This is a genomic window from Rhodococcus sp. ACS1 (assembly GCF_002300155.1).
Taxonomy (GTDB): Bacteria; Actinomycetota; Actinomycetes; order Mycobacteriales; family Mycobacteriaceae; genus Rhodococcus_F; species Rhodococcus_F koreensis.
Window position 1 is genome coordinate 1520633 of record NZ_NSDZ01000004.1, and the last position, 20064, is coordinate 1540696.

At 67.4% G+C, this 20064-nt stretch carries 18 protein-coding genes; 9 read left to right on the forward strand and 9 right to left on the reverse strand.

Translation table 11 applies throughout. From position 1 onward, the window contains the following. Positions 1–111: 111 nt before the first annotated feature. Positions 112–1905 (reverse strand): zinc ribbon domain-containing protein, encoded by a 1794-nt coding sequence (locus tag CJ179_RS19255; protein ID WP_095862528.1) that lies wholly within the window; start codon positions 1903–1905, stop codon positions 112–114. A 279-nt stretch (positions 1906–2184) separates the two neighbouring features. Here CJ179_RS19255 and CJ179_RS19260 point away from each other — a divergent pair, with 279 nt between their 5' ends. Beyond that, complete coding sequence (locus CJ179_RS19260; protein ID WP_095862529.1) at positions 2185–2424, forward strand: hypothetical protein; 240 nt, start codon at positions 2185–2187, stop codon at positions 2422–2424. A 107-nt stretch (positions 2425–2531) separates the two neighbouring features. Here the strand turns inward: CJ179_RS19260 and CJ179_RS19265 are convergent, their stop codons facing one another. Both CJ179_RS19265 and CJ179_RS19270 read right to left on the reverse strand, forming a co-directional pair. Then, positions 2532–3683, reverse strand: a complete 1152-nt coding sequence (locus CJ179_RS19265) for an acyl-CoA dehydrogenase family protein (RefSeq protein ID WP_095862530.1) — start codon at positions 3681–3683, stop codon at positions 2532–2534. Positions 3684–3735: 52 nt separating this feature from the next. Then, the gene (locus CJ179_RS19270; protein ID WP_072939742.1) at positions 3736–4905 is read right to left on the reverse strand and encodes an aromatic ring-hydroxylating dioxygenase subunit alpha; all 1170 of its coding nucleotides are present in this window, start codon (positions 4903–4905) and stop codon (positions 3736–3738) included. A 200-nt stretch (positions 4906–5105) separates the two neighbouring features. On the opposite strand from CJ179_RS19270, the gene CJ179_RS19275 reads away from it, so the two are divergent. The 3 genes from CJ179_RS19275 to CJ179_RS19285 all read left to right on the forward strand — a co-directional run bounded on the left by CJ179_RS19275 (position 5106) and on the right by CJ179_RS19285 (position 8654). Beyond that, complete coding sequence (locus CJ179_RS19275) at positions 5106–6095, forward strand: GNAT family N-acetyltransferase (RefSeq protein ID WP_095862531.1); 990 nt, start codon at positions 5106–5108, stop codon at positions 6093–6095. A gap of 221 nt (positions 6096–6316) precedes the next feature. Next, entirely contained in the window at positions 6317–7141 is an 825-nt protein-coding gene (locus tag CJ179_RS19280; protein WP_072939746.1) for a mycofactocin-coupled SDR family oxidoreductase, read from the forward strand. A 19-nt stretch (positions 7142–7160) separates the two neighbouring features. Further along, on the forward strand, positions 7161–8654 hold the full coding sequence (locus CJ179_RS19285; RefSeq protein WP_072939747.1) for an aldehyde dehydrogenase: 1494 nt from the start codon (positions 7161–7163) through the stop codon (positions 8652–8654). A gap of 81 nt (positions 8655–8735) precedes the next feature. Here the strand turns inward: CJ179_RS19285 and CJ179_RS19290 are convergent, their stop codons facing one another. Genes CJ179_RS19290 through CJ179_RS19300 form a run of 3 tightly spaced genes read right to left on the reverse strand, consistent with a single transcriptional unit; the run spans position 8736 to position 11135 of the window. Continuing rightward, positions 8736–9392 carry a TetR family transcriptional regulator gene (locus tag CJ179_RS19290; RefSeq protein WP_095862532.1) on the reverse strand — a complete coding sequence of 219 codons (657 nt, stop codon included), beginning with the start codon at positions 9390–9392 and terminating at the stop codon, positions 8736–8738. 38 nt (positions 9393–9430) lie between these two features. After that, positions 9431–10333 (reverse strand): alpha/beta fold hydrolase, encoded by a 903-nt coding sequence (locus CJ179_RS19295; RefSeq protein WP_072939753.1) that lies wholly within the window; start codon positions 10331–10333, stop codon positions 9431–9433. A 22-nt stretch (positions 10334–10355) separates the two neighbouring features. Continuing rightward, on the reverse strand, positions 10356–11135 hold the full coding sequence (locus CJ179_RS19300) for an SDR family NAD(P)-dependent oxidoreductase (protein ID WP_072939756.1): 780 nt from the start codon (positions 11133–11135) through the stop codon (positions 10356–10358). A gap of 150 nt (positions 11136–11285) precedes the next feature. Between CJ179_RS19300 and CJ179_RS19305 the strand changes: the two genes are divergently transcribed. The 4 genes from CJ179_RS19305 to CJ179_RS19320 all read left to right on the forward strand — a co-directional run bounded on the left by CJ179_RS19305 (position 11286) and on the right by CJ179_RS19320 (position 16217). Then, positions 11286–12245 (forward strand): PDR/VanB family oxidoreductase, encoded by a 960-nt coding sequence (locus tag CJ179_RS19305; protein ID WP_072939758.1) that lies wholly within the window; start codon positions 11286–11288, stop codon positions 12243–12245. A gap of 3 nt (positions 12246–12248) precedes the next feature. Next, positions 12249–13730, forward strand: a complete 1482-nt coding sequence (locus tag CJ179_RS19310) for an MFS transporter (RefSeq protein WP_072939761.1) — start codon at positions 12249–12251, stop codon at positions 13728–13730. Between the two features lie 82 nt (positions 13731–13812). Next, positions 13813–15330 (forward strand): class I adenylate-forming enzyme family protein, encoded by a 1518-nt coding sequence (locus CJ179_RS19315; RefSeq protein ID WP_095862751.1) that lies wholly within the window; start codon positions 13813–13815, stop codon positions 15328–15330. A gap of 44 nt (positions 15331–15374) precedes the next feature. Then, positions 15375–16217 (forward strand): enoyl-CoA hydratase-related protein, encoded by an 843-nt coding sequence (locus tag CJ179_RS19320; protein ID WP_072939764.1) that lies wholly within the window; start codon positions 15375–15377, stop codon positions 16215–16217. A 68-nt stretch (positions 16218–16285) separates the two neighbouring features. Here CJ179_RS19320 and CJ179_RS19325 read toward each other — a convergent pair whose 3' ends face one another. From CJ179_RS19325 to CJ179_RS19335, 3 genes are read right to left on the reverse strand one after another with little or no spacing between them, the layout of a single operon-like run. Further along, complete coding sequence (locus CJ179_RS19325; protein ID WP_095862533.1) at positions 16286–17086, reverse strand: carbon-nitrogen hydrolase family protein; 801 nt, start codon at positions 17084–17086, stop codon at positions 16286–16288. A 1-nt stretch (position 17087) separates the two neighbouring features. Then, positions 17088–18440: an MFS transporter gene (locus CJ179_RS19330; RefSeq protein WP_072939770.1), complete on the reverse strand. Its 1353-nt coding sequence runs from the start codon at positions 18438–18440 to the stop codon at positions 17088–17090. Then, entirely contained in the window at positions 18437–19189 is a 753-nt protein-coding gene (locus tag CJ179_RS19335; protein ID WP_072939773.1) for an HpcH/HpaI aldolase/citrate lyase family protein, read from the reverse strand. Before CJ179_RS19335 ends, CJ179_RS19330 begins: the two co-directional genes overlap by 4 nt. Before the next feature lie 194 nt (positions 19190–19383). Between CJ179_RS19335 and CJ179_RS19340 the strand changes: the two genes are divergently transcribed. Beyond that, positions 19384–20055 carry a GntR family transcriptional regulator gene (locus CJ179_RS19340; RefSeq protein ID WP_072939776.1) on the forward strand — a complete coding sequence of 224 codons (672 nt, stop codon included), beginning with the start codon at positions 19384–19386 and terminating at the stop codon, positions 20053–20055. Positions 20056–20064: the final 9 nt, after the last annotated feature.

The window sequence follows — 20064 nt, forward strand, 5'->3', positions numbered from 1 at the left end:
AGGTAAAGCCTAGACAAACCTAATGGCTATTGGTTAACGTGGCACCCGTCACAATCATTCTCGAACTCTTCGAGACCGCACGACACGGAGTGTGTGAATGACAACCAGCGTCTACATAGATCTCATACTCTCTGCCGTTGGTGTGGCGGAGGTTGGAGATGTAGGTGTGTCACGGCTACCCGCATCTGCGGGTTTGACCGTGTCCCACACCGACGCTTGTGGCGCAGGAACATGCTGTTTCGAATTCACCCCCAACCGCGGTATCACGGTGGGCAAGCTGCGTCGGACGCGGCGATGCCGCGGCCGACGCGGGGTCGGACTGGTCTTGTCCCGGGACCTGTGGACCGGCGCGTGCTCGGCCACCCGAATCGCGGGCAGCTGCCCCCGCCGCCGAGTCACCCTGCGTTTGCCGACGAGCGCCCGTTTGGCTAGGTTCACCCCCGCGACGTGGTCGCGGTTGCCGCCGAGCAGGCAACCTGAACACCACGCGCTGTGATAGCCGCCGGGGCGGGTAAGCGGTTCGTCGCACCCCGGACACTGTGCGGAGGATCCGCGTGCCGGCACCGTGACCACCGCGATACCCACACCGGCGGCGGTGTGCGCGAGGGCGGTGACCGCCTTACGGCGGGCGGACTGCGCGGCCCGGTTGTTGTTGACCCGTCCATGTCCGCGGGTCTCGAGGGTCGTGAGATCCTCCACCGCGATCACCTGCGCACCCGCCGCCTCGGCGTAGTCGGTGACCTGGCGGGCAAAGTGGAATCCCAGCTCCCGGTTGATCTTCCCGCGCTTGACGCCCACCGCGGTGCGGTGGTCATTCAGGACGGCGACCTTCGCCTCCAGTTGCGTGCGGACATCGGGTGGGGCGGTGGCGGCGAGCCGCGTCAACCGGGCCGCCTTGCGATGCAGCATCTGGCCTTCCGCTTGCAGGCGGGCGAGTTTGGTCCCGAGTCCGCGGTCGTCGTAGGTGAAGCCCCGAAAGTCCGAGGACAGCCCGTCCGAGTTCTCGGTAGTGATGGCGGCGGCGCCGAGCGTGGACGGTGACCAATCGACCCCGACCGCGACGGTCGCCGATCCCAGATCGTCGGCGGGGATGAGTTCGGTCGCCGCGCACCGCCACAACAAACCTTTCCGGTCAAGAACCACCGTGGGCAGATGCCAGTCGGTGATCGCCCGGCCGTGCAGGTGTGCGGGGATCGCGGCGGTCAGCCGGACTCGCCGCCACTGCGCCCGCCCAGCCGGGGCCGGGCAGGTGGGCAGCTTCACCGTCAACACCAGCTCACGCCCTGTCGCGGTGATCTGCGCGAGCTGCCGGTCGGCGGCCGAGAGTCGGGCCATCGCCGCGACCTGCGGCGGTTCCTGGATGTCGGTGATCCGCAACCGGCCGGCCATTGCCCCGCCCTCGCGGCGGGCGCGGGCGACGAGCTGGCGACGCACGCCCCGAGCGAAACCGGGCGGCACCCATTCGCCCGGTTCGGTCGGCGGTGCCAGGGTGCCGGTGGCCGGGTCGAACCGCTGCGAGAGTGCCGTGATCGCGGTGTCCCGGTAGGCGAGGATCCGCAGGGTCGCCATCACCTGCGCCGTCACCACCCGCGTGACCCGCGAGGGCACATACACCCCGTCCGGATAGATCGGGTTCCAGTCGAGGCGCGCCGCGGCGACATGGCCCTGTGCGGGCAGCCTGCGACCCGCATGGTCCAGTCCGGCGGCGAGCACATCGAAGGTGGCCGGTTGCCACGACCGCGCCGTCAACTCGGTGCCGGCCGCGGCGATCAGGTCTAGCAGCCACCCCACCCGGGTGTCGACGTCGTCGAGCCCGATCGACTCGCCCGTCGCGTCGTCGACCGCCACGTGGGCACGGGTGGTGAACGCGAACTGACGCGGCGCAGTCGCTCCCGGACCGCTCACGTCGGCCGGTCCGGCGCCAGGCGCAACCCGAACAAACCCGGGCCCATCGGTCTTCCGAGAACAGTCGCCCGACAAGCTCATCGATTCCCCCCCATTGACCACCGTCTACCACTCCATCTCTCGCAGAGCCTCGACTCTAACGCTGACCTCCGACAAGAACCGCTCGGCCCTCTCCACCGGCTAACCGGGGCAATCGATCTCGCCATACCACATCACACGGGTGCCGGTTCTCGACGTCATCCGCCGGCAACCACGTGCGATCCTGTCCGTACTCCTGAGGTGTTCGAGCAGGCCGGTCTCGGCTATTTCTATCTCGTCTTCATCCCGACGTTCGGCCGCAACCAACTGGGCATGGGGCAGACCGACATCCTGATCGGCCTGGTACTCGCGCAATTGAGTTGTGCAGCATTCATTCCCCTGTTTGGGATGCTGTCGGACCGGGTGGACCGAAGGGCTCCGAGAACTGCCACCGTGCGTGCGCGTGCACCCATCGCGTCCGACTCCTCTGTCCCAGAGTGATCTTTTACCTATCCAGTGTAGATTCAGTCCGGGTGTGCTCGGGGCGGGAACAACGAGAAGGGGTACGGCGAAGAATTCTTCGCCGTACCCCTTCTCGCGGGAATCGTTCAGGCCTTCATCAGGTCTCGGTGGATGATTTCCTTCATGATCTCGTTGGTGCCGCCGTAGATCCGCTGGATCCGCGCGTCGATGTACGCCTTGGCGACGGGATACTCCATCATGTAGCCGTATCCACCGTGGAACTGCACCCCGGCATCGATGACACGGCCCTGCAGTTCCGTTGCCCAGAGTTTGGCCTTCGCCGCATCCACGGCGGTGAGGGTGCCGGCGTTGTGCTCACGCACACACCGGTCGATGTATGCGCGGGACACCTCGACGGCCGTCTGCAGTTCGGCGAGGGTGAAGCCGAGGCCCTGAAATTCCCCGACCCGCTTGCCGAAGGCCGTCCGCTCCCTGACGTAGTCGAGGGTCCAGCCGAGGACCGCCTCGGCGGACACCTGCGCGGCGATACCGATGCCGAGTCGTTCGAGGGGGAGGCTCTGCATCAGATACGCGAATCCCGAACCGATCTCACCGAGCAGATTCTCCTTGGGGACGCGGACGTCCTCGAAGAACAATTCGGCGGTGTCCTGGGCGTGCAGACCGAGCTTGTCCAGCTTGCGGCCCCGGGCGAATCCCGGCGTCCCGTCTTCGACGACGAAGAGGCTGAAGCCGCGGGAGCCGGCGGAAGGATCGGTCTTCGCGAACACGATCACCAGGTCGGCGAGGATTCCGCTGGTGATGAACGTCTTGGACCCGTTGATCACCCAGCTGTCGCCGTCGGCGACCGCAGTGGTCTGGATGGCGCGCAGATCGCTGCCCGCGGCAGGCTCGCTCATCGCGATCGCGCCGATGGTCTCGCCGGTGACGAACCCGGGCAGCCAGCGCCGACGCTGCTCTTCGTCGGCGTGACGGAGCAGGTAGTTCAGGACGATGTCGTCGTTCGTGGAGAAGCCGGACTGTAGTGCCGACGCGCCGACCCGGGCAATCTCTTGCTGGATCACGAAGCGGAAGCGGTAGTCCAGTTCGCCGGGCCCGCCGTACTCTTCGGGGACGGACAGTCCGAGCAGACCCTGGCGACCGGCTGTCAGCCAGGTCTCGCGATCGATCAGGCGATCCGCATCCCATTTCTCGAGTTGGGGCACCACGTGCTTGTCGACGAATCCCCGCACGGATTCGCGGAACAACTCGTGGTCCCGGTCGAACAGATCGCTCTGCATGTCTTCCTCCTGATGCGGGAAGCCCGTGGGGCGCCCCGCACATCATGTGTTGTCAGTTCGTTGCGAGTAGTTTCTGCGTCTCACGCCGGAACACCTGGTTGGCGACCTCGTTCTGGCCCAGCACCATCCGGCCGGCATTGGCGCTGGTCATGCCGTGCTGCGAGTCCCGCAGGAGGGGGAAATCCTCCGCGTGGAGAACGGCGAGGAGGATCTCCCAGTTCTTGGTCCACAGGCGGTTCCACCTCTCCTCGGTCATCTCGGTCTCCGCGACCGGCGGCACGATCAGGCGCATCTCCATGCGGCAGCGCTGCGGATCGGTGGGGTGCGGCCGGAAGGTGAGGAGCTGGAAGTGATCCGGCTGCCGCAGCAGGGTGCTGTTGGGGAGCAGGAAATGGGTTTCCGTGATGTCCTTGGCCAGGCTCCGGTCGCCGGGATCCTCTTCGATCCACCGGTCGATCGACTTGCGTGGCGCGATGAAACGGCAGTGCCTGCCGAAGTCCTCGAACGCCAGCACGTTGGTGTGGATGTGCTTGGCCGCGGTATTCGGGTGGGCGTACTGGATGTGATACCCGTCGAGGAAGGCGTCCTGCATGATCTTCCAGTTCACCGGCTCGTCGAATCCCTCGGACTGGAAGGCGATCTTGGAACCGAGGTCGTAGCCGGCGACGATCGTATCCATCTCTTCGCCGAGCCAGCCCGCCACGTCGATCTCGGCGTCCGCGTCGTCGACGACCCAGATGAAACCGTGACGTTCCTCGGTCGGCAATTCCACGAGTCCCATGTTGGTGGTGTCGGTCTCGCCGAACGTGTTGTCGCGGGTGATCGTCCGGAGGCTGCCGTCCGTGTCGTACGACCACCGGTGGTAGGGGCAGGAGAAGAGTCGGCAACGGCCCTTCTCCTCCTTTTCGAGGAGGGCGCCACGGTGCCGGCAGAGGTTGACGAACGTCTTGACGCCGCCGTCGCGCTGTCGGACCACGATGATGTTGTTCCGCGGCATCTGCAGGGTGAAGAAGTCGCCGGCGCGGGGGATCTCGGAACCGTGAGCGACGATCGAGGGGACACGTCCGAAGATGAGGTCACGTTCCCGCTTGGCCACCGCTGGATCGGTGAATTCCTCCGGCTGGAACCAGGTGATGTGGTCGAATTCGTCCGTCGTGTCGTTGCGCAGGTGATCCAGGGCGCGGCGAATGCGTTCCTCGCGGGGGGCTCCGACCTCGGTCATTGCGTTTCCTCCAGTGTCGTGCGGAGTCGAGGGGCCGGCGTTGTCGCCGCTACCCGTCACCGGCTCCGAATGCGGTGTGGATCGACCCATTAAATCTAACTCACATAGATTTATGTGTAAACCCTCGCAGGTCCGGCCGTTGCGGGTGTTATCAATGAGCATTAGGTTTAGGTGACACCGTCCGATGAGGAGTGATACGGATGATTTCCTGTCAATGGTGCGAGGAACTCGCAGACGACGACCGCGACGAGGTTCTCGCCCTGGTGGGCGCGGCCGCGGAATACGACGACGAAGCGGGGTTCTCGCGCATCGAACCGCGTGACGTCACGGCACGTTCGCGGCCGGGGGTGTCGGTATCGCATCTTGCCGTCAAGGCGCGCCGGGGCCTGAGCGCTCTCGACGACGTTCCGCTCGTCGTGGTCGCGTACCTCACTATCGCCGTGGACGACGACGGTCTCGGGACCGTCCAGTTCGTCGTGCACCCCGACTATCGATCGCGGGGGATTGCGACCCTGCTCGTCGAGGAACTGGGCCTCGACGTCGACCGGCCGGACGGCTGGATGGGTACCGGTGCGCGCACGCTGCGCGTCTGGGCCTTCGGCACGCATCCCGCGGCCGAGCGCCTGACTCGACGGTTCGGGATCTCGTCGGTGAGCCGGCTGTGGACCCTGTTCCGCAGCCTGACCGGGCCGTTCGCGGTTCCGCTCGATCCGGTGCACCTCCCGGCCGGGTCCGTGCTGGAGGCACCGCGCGGGCTGGAGGCCCCCGAGTCGGTGAAGGCTCTCGACGACGTGCTGGGCCGTTCGGGAATTCCGGCCGCTCAGCTCGAGAAACTGTCGGAGAGCCGTGCCCACGGAACCGGGTCCGTCGTACTCGCGTCCGGCGACGCCGGCCGCCCCCAGGGGTTCGTCTGGCTGGACCCGTCGCTGCACACGCACCTCGAACTGCGGGCGGCGTGGATCCGTGCGCTGGTGCTCGAGAAGGAGGCACGGGGCGGCGGCCTGGGTGCGGCGCTGCTCGTGCGCGCGCTCGAGGTGCTGCGCGACGCGGGGGCCCAGATCGCCTTGATGAGAATCGATCCCGACGACGACGGTGCGGTCCGGCTCTGCCGGTTGCTGTCGTTCGAGCAGGAGGATGCGCACACGTGCTACCAGGTCGGTGAGTGGCATGAGGCCCCCGGCTACCTCTGAGGCATGAGACGGAGAACGATATTTGTGTCACTGTTGACGAGCGGCGAATCCCGCGATACTGTCCTGTGACACGGCTCACAAGCGGTGTCCGTTTCGAGGGCGTCCGGCCGACGGCCCTCGAACCCAAGACCCACATCCAGTGCTCACATCGCGCGCACGCCGCGCGACATTTCGGGGCACATCACCGACATCTCAGACTCGGTTGAACGAGAGGACACGTCATGGCACGACTCGAGGGGAAGGTCGCGTTCGTCACCGGTGCGGCACGCGGACAGGGACGTTCGCACGCGGTGCGACTGGCGGAGGAGGGCGCCTCCGTCATCGCGATGGACATCTGCGAGCAGATCGACACCGTCTTCTATCCGATGGCGACCACGGATGATCTTGCCGAGACCGAACGCCTGGTCAAGGAGGCCGGCGGTTCCATCGTCACGTCGGTGGGCGACGTCCGGAACCGCGCCGACGTCCAGCGCGCGTACGACGCCGGGATCGAACAGTTCGGTCACGTCGACATCGTCCTGCCCAACGCCGGCATCATGCCCGTCATCGGACCCGGAAATCAGCCGCAGGCGTGGCACGACGCCATCGACGTGATGCTCACCGGCGTGTGGCACGTACTCGAGGTGACGGTGCCCGGGCTGATCGAGCGGGGCGAGGGCGGGTCGATCGTCATCACCAGTTCCGCCGCGGGCCTCACCAGCATCGGGCTCAACACGTTCCCCGGCCAGGCCGGTTACTCCGCGGCCAAACACGGCGTCGTCGGTCTCATGCGCCTGTACTCGAAGCAGCTTGCGAAGCACAGCATTCGGGTCAACACCGTGCATCCCACCGGGGTGAACACCCCGATGGTGGCCAACGCCGAATACGGCGAGTTCGTCAACTCGCACCCCGAGGTCGCGAACGACGAATCGTACAAGAATCCGATGCCGGTCGAGCTGATCGAGGCCGTCGACATCAGCAACGCCATCGTGTTCCTCGCCTCCGACGAGGCGCGGTACGTCACGGGCGTGACCCTGCCGGTCGATGCCGGCTACAACAACCGCTGAGCGAAGGGAATTTTCGACCATGACGACAACAGAGTCGGCGGCCGCAGCGCCTCCGAAGATCGCCGATCGCGAGCAGGTGTTCGTGGGCGGCCGGTGGGTGGAGTCGACGGGAGACGAGTGGATCGACCTCGTCGACCCGTTCACCGAGAATAAGGCGGCGCGAATCCGCAGCGCCACAACCGAAGACGTCGAACGCGCCGTGCAGGCCGCTCGCACGTCATTCGATTCCGGTGGGTGGGCGTCGCGCACGATGGCCGAACGCGCCGACGTCCTCGACGAGATCGCTTCGCGACTCGAGAGCCGCGTGGAGGAGTTGACCCCGCTCGGCGTGATCGAGGTCGGCATCCCCGTCGCGGTCAGCGGCCCGACCCAGCAGATGACCGCCGGGTTGTTCCGCGCCGTGGCGGCCGTGGCCCGCGACTACTCCACCCGCGACGACCGGACCCGCGCCGACGGCGGGGTCTCGCGAATCCTGAAGGAACCGACCGGGGTCGTGGCAGCCATCATCCCCTGGAACGGGCCCATCGGGACGATCGCCTTCAAGGTGGCCCCCGCCCTCGCCGCAGGGTGCTCGGTGATCCTCAAGACGGCGCCGGAAGCCCCACTGTCGCCGTCCGTGTTCGCCGACGTCATCGGGGAACTGACGGCCGAAGGGAAGATTCCGGATGGCGTCGTCAGCGTTCTCTGCGCCGACCGGGAGGTGTCCGAAACTCTCGTCACCAATCCCGACGTCGATCACATCACGTTCACCGGAAGCACTCTCGCCGGGCGGCGCATCATGTCGCTCGCCGGTGAGCGCATCGCCCGGGTGTCGCTCGAACTCGGTGGCAAGTCGGCGGCGATCATCCTCGACGACGCCGATCTGGGGCACGTCATGCAGTCGCTCCCGATGGGTGGCTGCATGCAGAGCGGTCAGGCGTGTATCGCGCTGACGCGGGTGCTCGTGTCACGCAAGCGCCACGACGAGGTGGTCGAGGCGCTCAAGGGCGCACTGGGCTTCCTCACCATGGGAAACCCGTGGGAGCAGACGACATTCCTCGGCCCGCTCGCCATGGAACGGCAGCGTGACCGGGTCGAGAGCTACATTGCCTCGGCGAAGGAGGAGGGCGCGACCGTCGTGCTCGGAGGCGGCCGCCCCGCAGGCGTCGACCACGGCTTCTTCGTCGAACCGACCCTGATCGACGGCGTGCGCAACGACATGCGGGTCGCGCAGGAGGAGATCTTCGGTCCCGTCGTCTCCGTGATCACCTACGAGGACGAGGACGAGGCGATCGCCATCGCCAACGACTCGATCTACGGACTGTCCGGCGCGGTGTACACGGCCGACCTCGAGCACGGTTTCGAGGTGGCCCAGCGTATCCGGACCGGAACGGTCAGCGTGAACGCCACCATCATCGACTTCACCGTGCCCTTCGGCGGCTACAAGCAGTCCGGCGTCGGACGTGAAGGCGGCGTCGAGGGTCTCGAGGAGTTCTTCGAGACCAAGACGGTGCATCTGCCCGCCATCGGGTAGCGGATCGCCGGCACCGAGATGACGAAGGGCCCCTGGAACATCGTGTCCCAGGGGCCCTTCGCCTCGTCGGGTGCCGGCGTGTCAGGCGGAGCGTTCCTGCGGTGCGTTCGCGGCGGCCGCATCGTTTCGCATCACGCCGTACAGGAAGCTGCGGATCATCTCCTCGAACAATCGCTTCGACGATAGTTCGTTGGCGGCAAGCGCTTCGGCGAGGAGTGGCTGAGACTCCGGATCGACGTTCGGGAAGATCGTTGCCCGGGTGCTCGGCTTGCACATCGCCTCCGTGAGGACCGCGCCGATCGACAACGTCTCCATCCCGTCCAGAATCTGGACGTGGAGATGCGTCGGCACACCGGAGTCCAGCAGGAACCGGGCCGTGTCCTCGTACGTGCCGATCAGGAGGTCCCGCGGCAGATACTGCAGGAGGATCGGCGCGGCGTTCCGGTGGCGCAGGATGGCCTGGCGGAAATTCATGCTCAACGCCACGAAGAACTCGGGCCAGTCGGGACCGGGTTTGCGGCGGGGACGGACTACGGACGCGCCGGCGATGTGCCGAGCCACCGCGGAGAGGATCTCGCTCTTATCCGCGAAGTGGTGGTACAACGACGGCGCCTGCACTCCGAGGTGCTTGGCCAGTCGCGGCAGACTGAATGCCTCGAGTCCTTGGGAATCGATGATCTCGATGGACGCCTGCACCGCAGCCGCGCGGCTGATCAGGGGCTTCGATGGTCGGGGCATGTCAGGCTTTCCGGTCAGGGTGTTCGCTCGGATGGTTGTCAGTCATGATGAGGTGAATCGTAGTCGGTCGTGGTCACCTCATGGGTGTAGGCGACGTCGCCGTCGAGGAAATCGAGCAGGCCGCCGCTGAGCAGGTCGTTGTCGTCGCCGCTGACCATGTGCCCGGCCCCTCCGACATCGATGTGACGGGCCGTCGGGATCAGTTCCAGCAGGTCACGGGCACCGTCCGCGCTGACGACGTCGGACTGCGCGCCCCGGATGAGGAGGGTCGGGACGCGCACCGCGCGCGCCGCGGCACGGGCCCGCGCCTCCCGGACCTCGGCGTGGTCGTCGGTGTTCTCCCGATACGTGATCATCCGTGGATCCCAGTGCCAGTACCAGCGCCCGTCGCGGAGGCGAAGGTTCTTGCGAAGTCCCTCGACGCGCGGCGGACGACGACGGTGCGGGTTGTAGGCGACGACGGCGTCGAGCGCGTCGTCGAGGGTGTCGAAACCGGCGAGGCCGCTCTCCATGAACGACGTGATCTTGGCGAGGCCGCCGGGTTCGGCGCGGGGGGTGATGTCCACCAGGACCAGCGCGCGGCCGATGCCGTGGTCGCCCTGCGCGAGCAACGACGCCATTCCGCCCATGGACGCGCCGACCAGCACCGGTGGCTCGTCGAGACCGGCGGCGACGGCCGCGAGGTCGCGCGCGTGGGCGTTGCTGCCGTAGTCGCCGTCCTCGGCCCACTCGCTCTCACCGTGACCGCGAGCGTCGATGGCCAGGGCGCACCAGCCGTTGTCGGCGAGTCGAATTCCGGTGCGCTGCCACGAATGACGGGTCTGCCCACCACCGTGCAGCAGCAGGACGATTCCCTTCTTCGCGGACGCAGGCTCCCACCGGTCCGCGACGAGAGTGAGTCCGTCGCCTCGCAGTTCGGTGCGAATCGTGGTGATCGGCATGGTCGTTGTCGCCTTTCGTCGGTCAGTGACCGGAGGTTCCGCCGTCGACGGCGAGCGTCGAACCGGTGATGTAGCCCGAGGCCCGGCTGGCGAGGAAGACCACCGCCGCGTCGAGTTCGCGCTGGGTGGCGGTTCGTCCGAGTGAACAGTCGTGGAGGAATGCCGCGAGTGTCTCCGCCGACATCTCGCCGATCATGTCGGTGTCGACGAATCCCGGTGCGATCGCATTGACCCGGATGCCCTTGCGCCCCGACCACTGGTTCGACAGATCCCTGGTCAAGCCGATAAGCCCCGCCTTGCTCGACGAGTACGCGGCCTGCGGGAGTACCGACTTCACCAGGCCGAGCATGCTGGTGATGTTGACGATGCTGGAACCGGGGCCCATCACGCGGGCGCAGGCCTGCGCGGCCCAGTAGGCGCCGAAGAGGTTCACGTCGAGCACCGCCCGATAGTCCTCGGGCCGCTCGCGGGTGGCGGGTGCAGCGTGGGTGACCCCGGCATTGTTCACCAGGATGTCGAGTCTGCCGAACCGGTCGATCGCCGCCCGGGCGAGCGCGTCGCACTGCTGTGGATCGGTCACGTCGGTGGGGACGACCAGGCAGTCGCGACCGCGTTCGGTCACCGATCGGGCGACCGCGTCGAGTCGGTCGCGCCGTCGTGCGGCGATCACGACATCCGCGCCCGCCTCGGCGAGCGCGCACGCGAAACCTGCGCCGAGGCCGCTGCCCGCGCCGGTGACGACGGCCACGGAGTCGGTCAGGCGGAACAGGTCGAGCACCGATTCGGTTGCCTGCGGGTTCATGAGCGAGGTCTCCCATCCAAAATTCTAATGCACATAGGTTTATCGCAGGTGCTGCCGCGGGGCAACATCTCCGACGTGCGTCTTGCGTGACATTAATCTAATGACATAAGATTTACGAGCAAGTGGAGTCGAGTGGAACGAGACAGGTACATGACCAGCAATGCGAACCAGGAGCGGCTGCAGATGCAGGTCGCCGGTAAGGAAACGCTTGCCGACGGCGTCGTGCGACTCACGCTGGTCGACGAGTCCGGTGCCGCGGCCCCGGCCTGGACACCGGGTTCACACATCGATCTGGTCCTCGACGACACGATCACCCGCCAGTACTCGCTGTGCGGGGATCCCGGCGACACGACGTCGCTGACCGTGGCCGTGCTCCGTGAGGCCGACGGTCGAGGCGGCTCGATCCGCGTCCACGACAAGCTCGAATCCGGCGACCTCGTCACCGTGGCAGGTCCCCGGAACCACTTCGCCCTCGTCGACGCCGACTCGTACCTGTTCGTGGCCGGCGGGATCGGCATCACGCCCCTGCTCCCCATGGCGCGGGAAGTGGATTCGAAGGGAACGCCCTGGCGCCTGCTCTACGGCGGGCGGACCCGCGCGAGCATGGCATTCGCCGACGAACTCGCGGACGCACACCCGGATCGGGTGCTCCTCCGCCCGCAGGACGAGCACGGACACCTAGATCTCGCCACGGCCCTCGACGAGGCCGAGCCCGGAACCGTCGTCTACTGCTGCGGGCCGGAACCGTTGCTGCAGGCCATCGAATCGGCGTGCCGGGAACGTCCGCACGTCACCCTGCACGTCGAGCGCTTCGCGCCGAAGGCGCTTCCGGAAGGCGACGACGGCGCGTTCGAGGTCGAACTCGGCCGATCCGGGCGCACGGTGCAGGTTGCCGCGGACGAGACGGTTCTCGACGCCGTCCTCCGGGAAGGCCTCGACGTCGACTTCTCCTGCCGGGAGGGCACCTGCGGAACGTGCGAGGTCGCGGTGCTCGGCGGCACCCCTGATCACCGGGACTCCGTTCTCAGCGAGGACGAGCAGGCGGAGAACGACGCGATGATGATCTGCGTGTCCCGGAGTTGCACACCCAAGCTGATCCTGGATCTCTGACGGATGGTGACGACGGGGGCGGAGTCGGCCACGGTCACGGTTCCGGCCCGACGGTCCGGGAAGCGCGATCGGCTGCTGGTCCCGGCGCTGTGCTTCGTCGTCATGACCACGGCCGTCATCCAGACGGCGGTCGTGCCGCTGCTCCCCGCGATGGCGTCGCAACTCGGGGTCGATTCGGCCGCCGTGGGCTGGGTGGTCACCGCGAACCTGCTCGCCGCGGCAGTGTGCACTCCGGTTCTCGGCAGACTCGCCGATCGGCAAGGTCCGCGCCCGGTGCTGCTGGGGACGCTCGTCCTGGTGCTCCTCGGTTCGGTGCTGTGCACCGTCACCGAGCAACTCCCGTTCCTCGTGCTCGGCCGAATCCTTCAGGGGGTGTCGTTCGCGCTGTTCCCGATCGGCGTCGCCGTACTGAGAGGGCGTCTCGACCCGCGCCGGCTCCTGGGGGCCATCGGGCTGATGTCGGGGATCCTGGCCGTGGGCGGGGGACTCGGCATGGTCGCCGCCGGCGTCCTGCACGCCGAGGGCGCGGACTTCCGGCGAGTGTTCGCCCTGCTCGTCGGGCTGAACCTCGCCGCCCTCGTCGTCGCCTGGGTGACCGTACCTCGCGGCGGCGCGGCGCGGACCCGCAGCGGCATGGACCCGGTCGGCGTCGGACTCATGGCCGTGGGCCTGTCCGCGATCCTGATCGCCCTCGCCGAAGGCGGCCGGTGGGGCTGGGCCTCACCGGCGACGATCGGCGTGGCGGCACTGGGGATCGCCGTCACGGCGGGGTGGTACCTGCACGAGCGACGGACCCGGGCGCCTCTCGTCCCGCCGATGCTGCTGACCGGGCGGCGAGTTGCGGGCACGCACCTCGCGGCGTTTCTCGTCGGGATGGCCATGTACATCCAGTTCCTCGGTTCGGCGCAGTTCGTGCAGGCCTCGCGCGCCGCCGTCGGATACGGCTTCGACGCCTCGGTACTGCGCACCAGCCTCCTCGTGCTGCTCCCCGGTTCGGTGGCGGGGGTGGTGGCGGCGTCGGCGAGCGGCCGATTCGTTCACCGCTTCCGCGCCGACCGCGTGCTCGTCGCAGCCTGCGGGATCGGGGTGGCCGGATTCGCGATGCTGGCACTGGCCCACTCCCGGTTGTGGCAGGTGATCGTGGCGCTCGTCGTGATCAACGTCTTCGTGAGCGGGTCCTACGCGGTGCTGCCCGCGTTGCTCGTCGACGCCGTGCCTGCCGAATTCACCGGGGTCGCCAACGGCGTCAACGCGATTGCGCGGACGTTTGGCAGTTCCCTCGCCAGCGCGCTGGTCGCGACACTGCTCGCGTCCGTGACGGTCGCCGGCACGGATCTGGCGTCGGAGCGGGCGTTCGTGATCGCGTTCTGGGTGGGCGGCGCGGCGGCGGGATCGGCCGGGTTGGCAATCGCTCGAGCGGAACACTTTTCGAGAAAACGTGCCGATCGGGGTGTCCGATTCGGTGCAGTATCAGTTAATCTATAGATCATAGGTTTGTAGCGGTGGCGCGAGGCGTCTGCCGTGACATCGATGTCGCCCGGCGGCGACGGCGGAAGGTTGAGTGGAGATGGCTGCGACAATCGGGTCGGCATTGCACTGGTGGGCGGCGACGAAGGGCGACCAGCGGGCGATCGTCGTAGACGACGACGCGCTCACGTACCGGGAACTGCAGGACTGGTCGAGCCGCGTCGCTCGCCGGGTCGTCGAGGCCGGAATCGAGCCGGGTGACCGAGTCGGCGTGCTCGGCCCGAACTCGCTCGAGTGGCCGGCCGTCGCGCTCGGAGTGCTCAAGGCGGGCGCGGTCCTCGTCCCTCTGAACCCCCGGCTCAAGCCGGCGGAACTCCGCAAGGTGGTCGACGACGCGGGAGCCCGGCTGGTGCTGGCGCCCGCCGAATTCGGCGACGCGGTCGACGCGACCCGCACCCTGGGGGCGACGTTCGATTCGCTGCCCTTCGACGAGTTCGCGGCGTTGCGCGGTGGCGGTGTGGACGACTTCCGGATCGACGTCGGTCCCGAAGACCCCACGGCGCTGCTGTTCACCAGCGGGTCGACGGGGCTCTCCAAGGGCGTGATCTGCACCAATCGCACCCTGCTCAACATCGTCTTCGAGGCGTCGCTGACCGAAGAGGGGCTGCGGCCCGGTGCGACGACACTGCTGGTGCTGCCGCTCGTCTTCACCCCGGGCCTCGTGTGGGGTCTGCTCATGACCACCGTGCTCGGCGGCACCATCATCATCGAACGCGAGCTGAAGCCGGGACGCGCCGCGGCGTTGCTGAGCGAACACAAGGTCCAGGCCCTGTTCGGTGTCCCGTTGATCTTCGAGGCCATCTCCCGTGCCCCGGAATTCGACGACGCGGATCTCGGTTCCCTGCGCACGGCGATCGTCGGCGGCGCCGCCGTCGCACCCGCTCTGCTGCAGCGGTGGGCGGACAAGGGAGTGGCGCTCCGGCAGATCTATGGAATGACCGAGGCCGGGGGAGTCGCGACCGCCACCCTCGTGAGCGAGGCATTCGACCACCCCGGGACGTGCGGAAACGGCTCCATCTTCACCGAGATGAAAGTTGTCCGCCCGGACGGGGCAGAGGCCGACCCCGGCGAGGAAGGCGAAATTCTCCTCAGCGGGCCCGGCGTCACGCCCGGCTACTGGAACGACGAGGAGTCCACCGCGGCCGCGCTGCGGGACGGCTGGCTGCACAGCGGTGATCTGGGAACGCGGGACGGCGAAGGGCGTCTGCAGTTCGTCGACCGGCTCAAGGACCTCATCATCACCGGAGGTATCAACATCTCTCCGGTGGAACTCGAACGCGTGATCGGTGAGATCGAGGGAGTGGAGGAAGTGGCGGTGATCGCCGCGAAGGACCCACGATTCGGTGAGACTCCCGCCGCGATCGTGACGGTGACCGGCGACGTCGACGAGGTCGCCATCGTCGAGCACTGCGACCGACTCGTCGCCGACTACAAGGTGCCCCGGTACGTCGTGATCCGGAACGAACCCCTGCCGCGCCTCCCCAGCGGAAAGCTGTCGAAGACCGCGATCAGATCCGAGTACCGCGACGTATCCGAACGGTTCTCGAAGGTGCGCTGACACACCGCGCGACACGGGACCACACGACGAAAAGAGAACAGTTCATGACGAGTATCGCCACCGAGAGCGTCGTCCAACTCGAGCGGGACGGTGAGATCGCGATCGTGCGGCTGAATCGCCCGGATCGACTCAACGCCTTCACTCTCGAGGTGCGGGACCGCATCATCGAGGTCTTCGACGAGTGCGATGCCGACGACACCATCCGTGCGATCGTCCTCACGGGAACCGGCCGGGCCTTCTGCGCCGGGGCCGACCTCGCGAAGGGCGGCGAGACGTTCGTCACGGAGGACGACGCGGAAAGCGGCGAGGCGCCGCCCGATTCGGGCGGTCAGGCGTCGCTGCGGATCTACCGGTCGACGAAGCCGGTGATCGCGGCGATCAACGGTCCTGCAGCGGGAGTCGGTGTGACGATGACACTGCCCGCCGACGTCCGGATCGCCTCCGACACAGCCAAGTTCGGTTTCGTGTTCACCCGTCGCGGGCTCGTGCCCGAAGCCTGTTCCACCTGGTTCCTGCCCCGGATCGTCGGGATCTCGACCGCCGTCGAGTGGGCCGTGGGCGGGAAGATGGTGTCGGCGGCGGAGGCGCTCGAACGCGGCCTCGTCCGCGAGGTCGTCCCCGCCGCAGACGTGCTGCCGCGAGCGATTGCGGTGGCGCGCGAACTGGCGGCGGGCACCTCGCCGGTCTCCGTCGCGCTGACCCGGCAGTTGATGTGGAGAATGCTCGGCGCCGACAGCCCCGAGGTCGCGCACCGGGCCGAGTCGATCGCCATCCACGTCCGCGGAACGTCGGCGGATGTCCGGGAAGGGGTCGCAGCGTTCCTCGACAAGCGGCAACCCGACTTCCCCCAGTCGGTGTCCGACGGCCTGCCCGACGTCTTCCGCTGAATACCGTTGCGCGCGAATTGGTCAGGCTCACACGCAATAGCGTGTGAGCCTGACCAATTCGCCGGCATCTACTGCTTGGCCACCACCTCGAAGCGGCGCAGCGTCAGCGCCGGGTTCTTGGCGCGGACGTCGGCGATGCGCTCGGCGGAGACGGTGCCGATCGCGGTCCCGGTCCGTTCGCCGAGGGACGCGATCACCACGCCCATCGGATCGACGATGACGGACGCGCCCGAACCCACCGGGGCGCACTGATCGGCCGCGGCGACGTAGATGGTGTTCTCGATGGCCCGGGCGCGGACCAGCGTGGTCCAGTGGTCCTCCTTGAGCGGGCCGGGCACCCACTCGGCCGGCAGGACCAGGACGTCGGCGCCCGCGTCGACGATGCGCCGGGTCACCTCCGGGAACCGCAGGTCGTAACACGTCTGCAGGCCGAACGTGATGCCGTCGACCGTGAACGTCTCGGGATCGCCGATGGTCCCCGCCTGCACGAACTCCGACTCCTGGTAGCCGAACGCGTCGTACAGATGCAGCTTTCGGTACGTGGCGGCGATGCCGCCGTCGGGGGCGATCGCGACGAGGGTGTTGAAGATCCTGCGTTCGCCCGGGATCGCCTCGTTGATCCCGGTGACGAGCGTCAGCCCGTGCCGGACGGCGATCTCGCGCAGGCCGGTGACGAATTCACCGTCGAGGGATTCGGCGGAGTCCACGAACCGCTCGTCCATCACCGGGAGCGTGAACATCGCGTATTCGGGAGTCGCCAGCACCCGGGCGCCGCCCGCGGCCGCTTCCTCCGCGAACTTCGCGATCTGCGCGAGGTTGTCGTGCTTGTCCGCACCCGATGCGAACTGTGCGATTGCGACGTCGATCATGTCAGTACCTTTCCGAGGTGATGGGTGCGGGCATGCGTTCGATCTTGCCGAGCACCACGGTGTAGCAGAAGATTCCGCCGACGAGTACGGCTCCGGTCGCGATGAAGGCGCCCGCGAACGAGCCCGTGGAGTCGACCACCATGCCGGTCACGATAGGCGCTGCGATCCCGAGGAGGTTGGCGACGAAGTTGACGATTCCGCCGAGCGATCCGGTGTAGCCCTGCGGTGCGATCAGGGCGACGATGCTCGAACCCGCGGGAACGGACACGGCCAGACCGGCGGCACCGATCGACAGGAAGATCAGCGCGACCGCGATCGATCCCGCATACGCTGCACCCGTCACGGCCAGGGACGCGAGAAGGCTGACCACCAGCACCGTCCGGCGCACCTTGGTGACGTCGCCGGTCCGAGCCAGCCATCGGTCCATCAGGATGCCCGCGATGAGGAACTGCGCGATGACGGCCACCAGCCACGGAATCATCGTGTAGATGCCTCCTTTGAGCAGGTTCACCCCGAACTGCTTCTCCAGGTAGGCGGGCAACCAGGTGAGCAGGACGTAGTACGCGTAGGTGTACGACGCGTAGCCGAGCGCCAGGCCCCACGTCTTGCGCCGGCGCAGAAGGTATCCCAGTCCGTTCAGTGAGCCCGCCGTCTCGGCGTCCTCGTCCTCGGCGCCGCCTTCGCGGATGAAGTCGAATTCCTCCTGGCTGAGGCGCCCCTTGGCGAGCGCCTGCTTCGGGGTGAGATAGAGCAGCCACCACACGGCCAGATAGCCGACGGACAGGATGCCGGTGAAGATGAACGCCGCATGCCAGCTGAACGTCGTGACGAGGAAGGCCATGATCGGGATGCCGATCACGTTGGAGACCTTCGCGCACCCGTCGAAGACGGCCGTCGCGGTTCCGCGCTCCTGGCGGGGGAACCACTGGCCGATCGCCTTCCAGCCCGCGGGTACCGTCGGCGCCTCACCGACGCCGAGGACCAGACGGGCGAGGAGAAGCATGCCGAGACCGCCCGCGGCGGCGGACGCGAACGAGGCGACTGCCCACAGGAACGCCGCCACCCGGTTGACCCACCGGACGCCGATCTTGTCGATGAACGATCCGATCGGCATCTGCAGCATGGCGTAGGTCCAGAGGAACGCCGAGGACACCATGCCCATCTGCGAGGCGCTGATATCGAAGTCCCGCATGATCTCCGGGGCTGCGATCGACAGGTTGACGCGGTCGATGTAGTTGACGAACATGCCGACGCCGAGAACTCCGGCGATCGTCCACCGGGCACGACCCACGCGGGGGCGGACGGCCGCGTCCGTGCCTGTGGGGGAAGCGGATCCCGACGTCCGGGTCGTCATCGTGACTCCCTGATCTGCTTGATCTGCTCGAACGGTCCCGCGAACCCTGCGGCGAGCGCGCCGTGCTGCATGATCAGCGCCATCTGATCGGCCCCGTGCTGCACCGCGAACTCCTTCTCTTCCACGCTCCACGCGGGGAGCACCCACGGCTTGCCCGCTTCGGCGGCTGCCGAGGCCACCGCGGCGAGGTCGGTGAAGTCACCCTCCTTGCGTGAGTATGCTCCCCGCTCGCGGCGGAGGGACAGGTCCGAGGGCCCGACGAACACACCGTCGACGGTGTCGAGCGCCAGGATCTCGGCGATGGCCTCGATCGCTCCGGCGTCCTCGATCATCGGGTAGCAGCGGGTGAACGCGTCCTGCTCCGCGACCCACTCGTCGGTGAAACCGCCGTAGCCGGTGGTCCGCCCGCCCGCGAAGCTCCGGTCGCCGAGCGGCGGAAACTTCGCGAATGCCGTGATTTCCTTTGCATGAGCGGCATTTTCGATGTGCGGGATGACGACCGCGGTCGCGCCGAAGTCCAGCGCCTGCTGAATGGGTCCGCGTTCGGGTCCGAGTACCTTGGCCAAGACCTCCATGCCGAGGCTGCGCAGGAACGGGATGAACCGTTCGAGATCCGCGAGGTCGAACGATCCGTGCTCGATGTCGAGGACCACGGCGCCGTAGCCGATGCCGCGCGCGATTTCCGCTGCGGCGAAGCTCGGGTCGGACAGCCAGATCGCGTAACGCCGATCGGCGGGAGTGCTGTACATGCTGGTGGTCTCCTTTTTCGGGGGTCACTTGCCGGAAACGGGTGGCTCTCGGCCGTCACTGCGCTGTGACCGCTCCCACATCCGCTCTGTATATGTCATGTATACACAAAGAATACTTGGTGTGTCCATAGCTTGTATGATCAATTTGTTACGAGTCCGTCAATCCCGGCGGGTCGTCTGACGAAGGGATCGCGATGTCGGCATCGACGCTCACCGGGCCCACCGGTGAATCCGGACCGGCACGAGATCGGGTGTACGTCTGGCTGCGGGACGAGATCATCCGCGGATCCATCGAAGGCGGCCGATTCCTCGACGAGCTCTGGGTCTCCGGGACGATGGGGGTGTCACGGACTCCGGTGCGAGAAGCGTTCCACCGCCTCGCCGCCGAACGATTCATCACGCTGCTCCCGCGCAAGGGGGCGCAGGTGCGCACGGTCACGGCTCGTGAACTCGAAGAGGTCTACCAGACCCGGCTGCTCATCGAGGGCCACGCGGTGGCCGCCCTGTGCGCGCGGGGAGCCGGCGCACCCGCGCACATGGTCGATCTGATCGAGCCGATGGAAGCCGCCGGGCGCGAGCAGGACTGGTTCGCCGTGTCCGGCCTCGACCGCGAATTCCACCTGACCATGGTCAGTGCCGCACAGAACTCCGTCCTGACCGAACTCTACGATTCGCTGCGGTCACGGCAGCAGCGCGTCGCCGTCCGCGCGCTGCACGTCGGGCCCCAACGGCTCGACACCATCAACGCGCAGCACCGGGCGCTCGTCGCCGCACTCGACGCGGTCGACGCGGACACGGCGCTGGACATCCTCACCGCCCACCTGCGGCCCGTCCCGGAAGTGCTGGCGCTGCTGCCGTCCCAGTAGCCGGGCGGC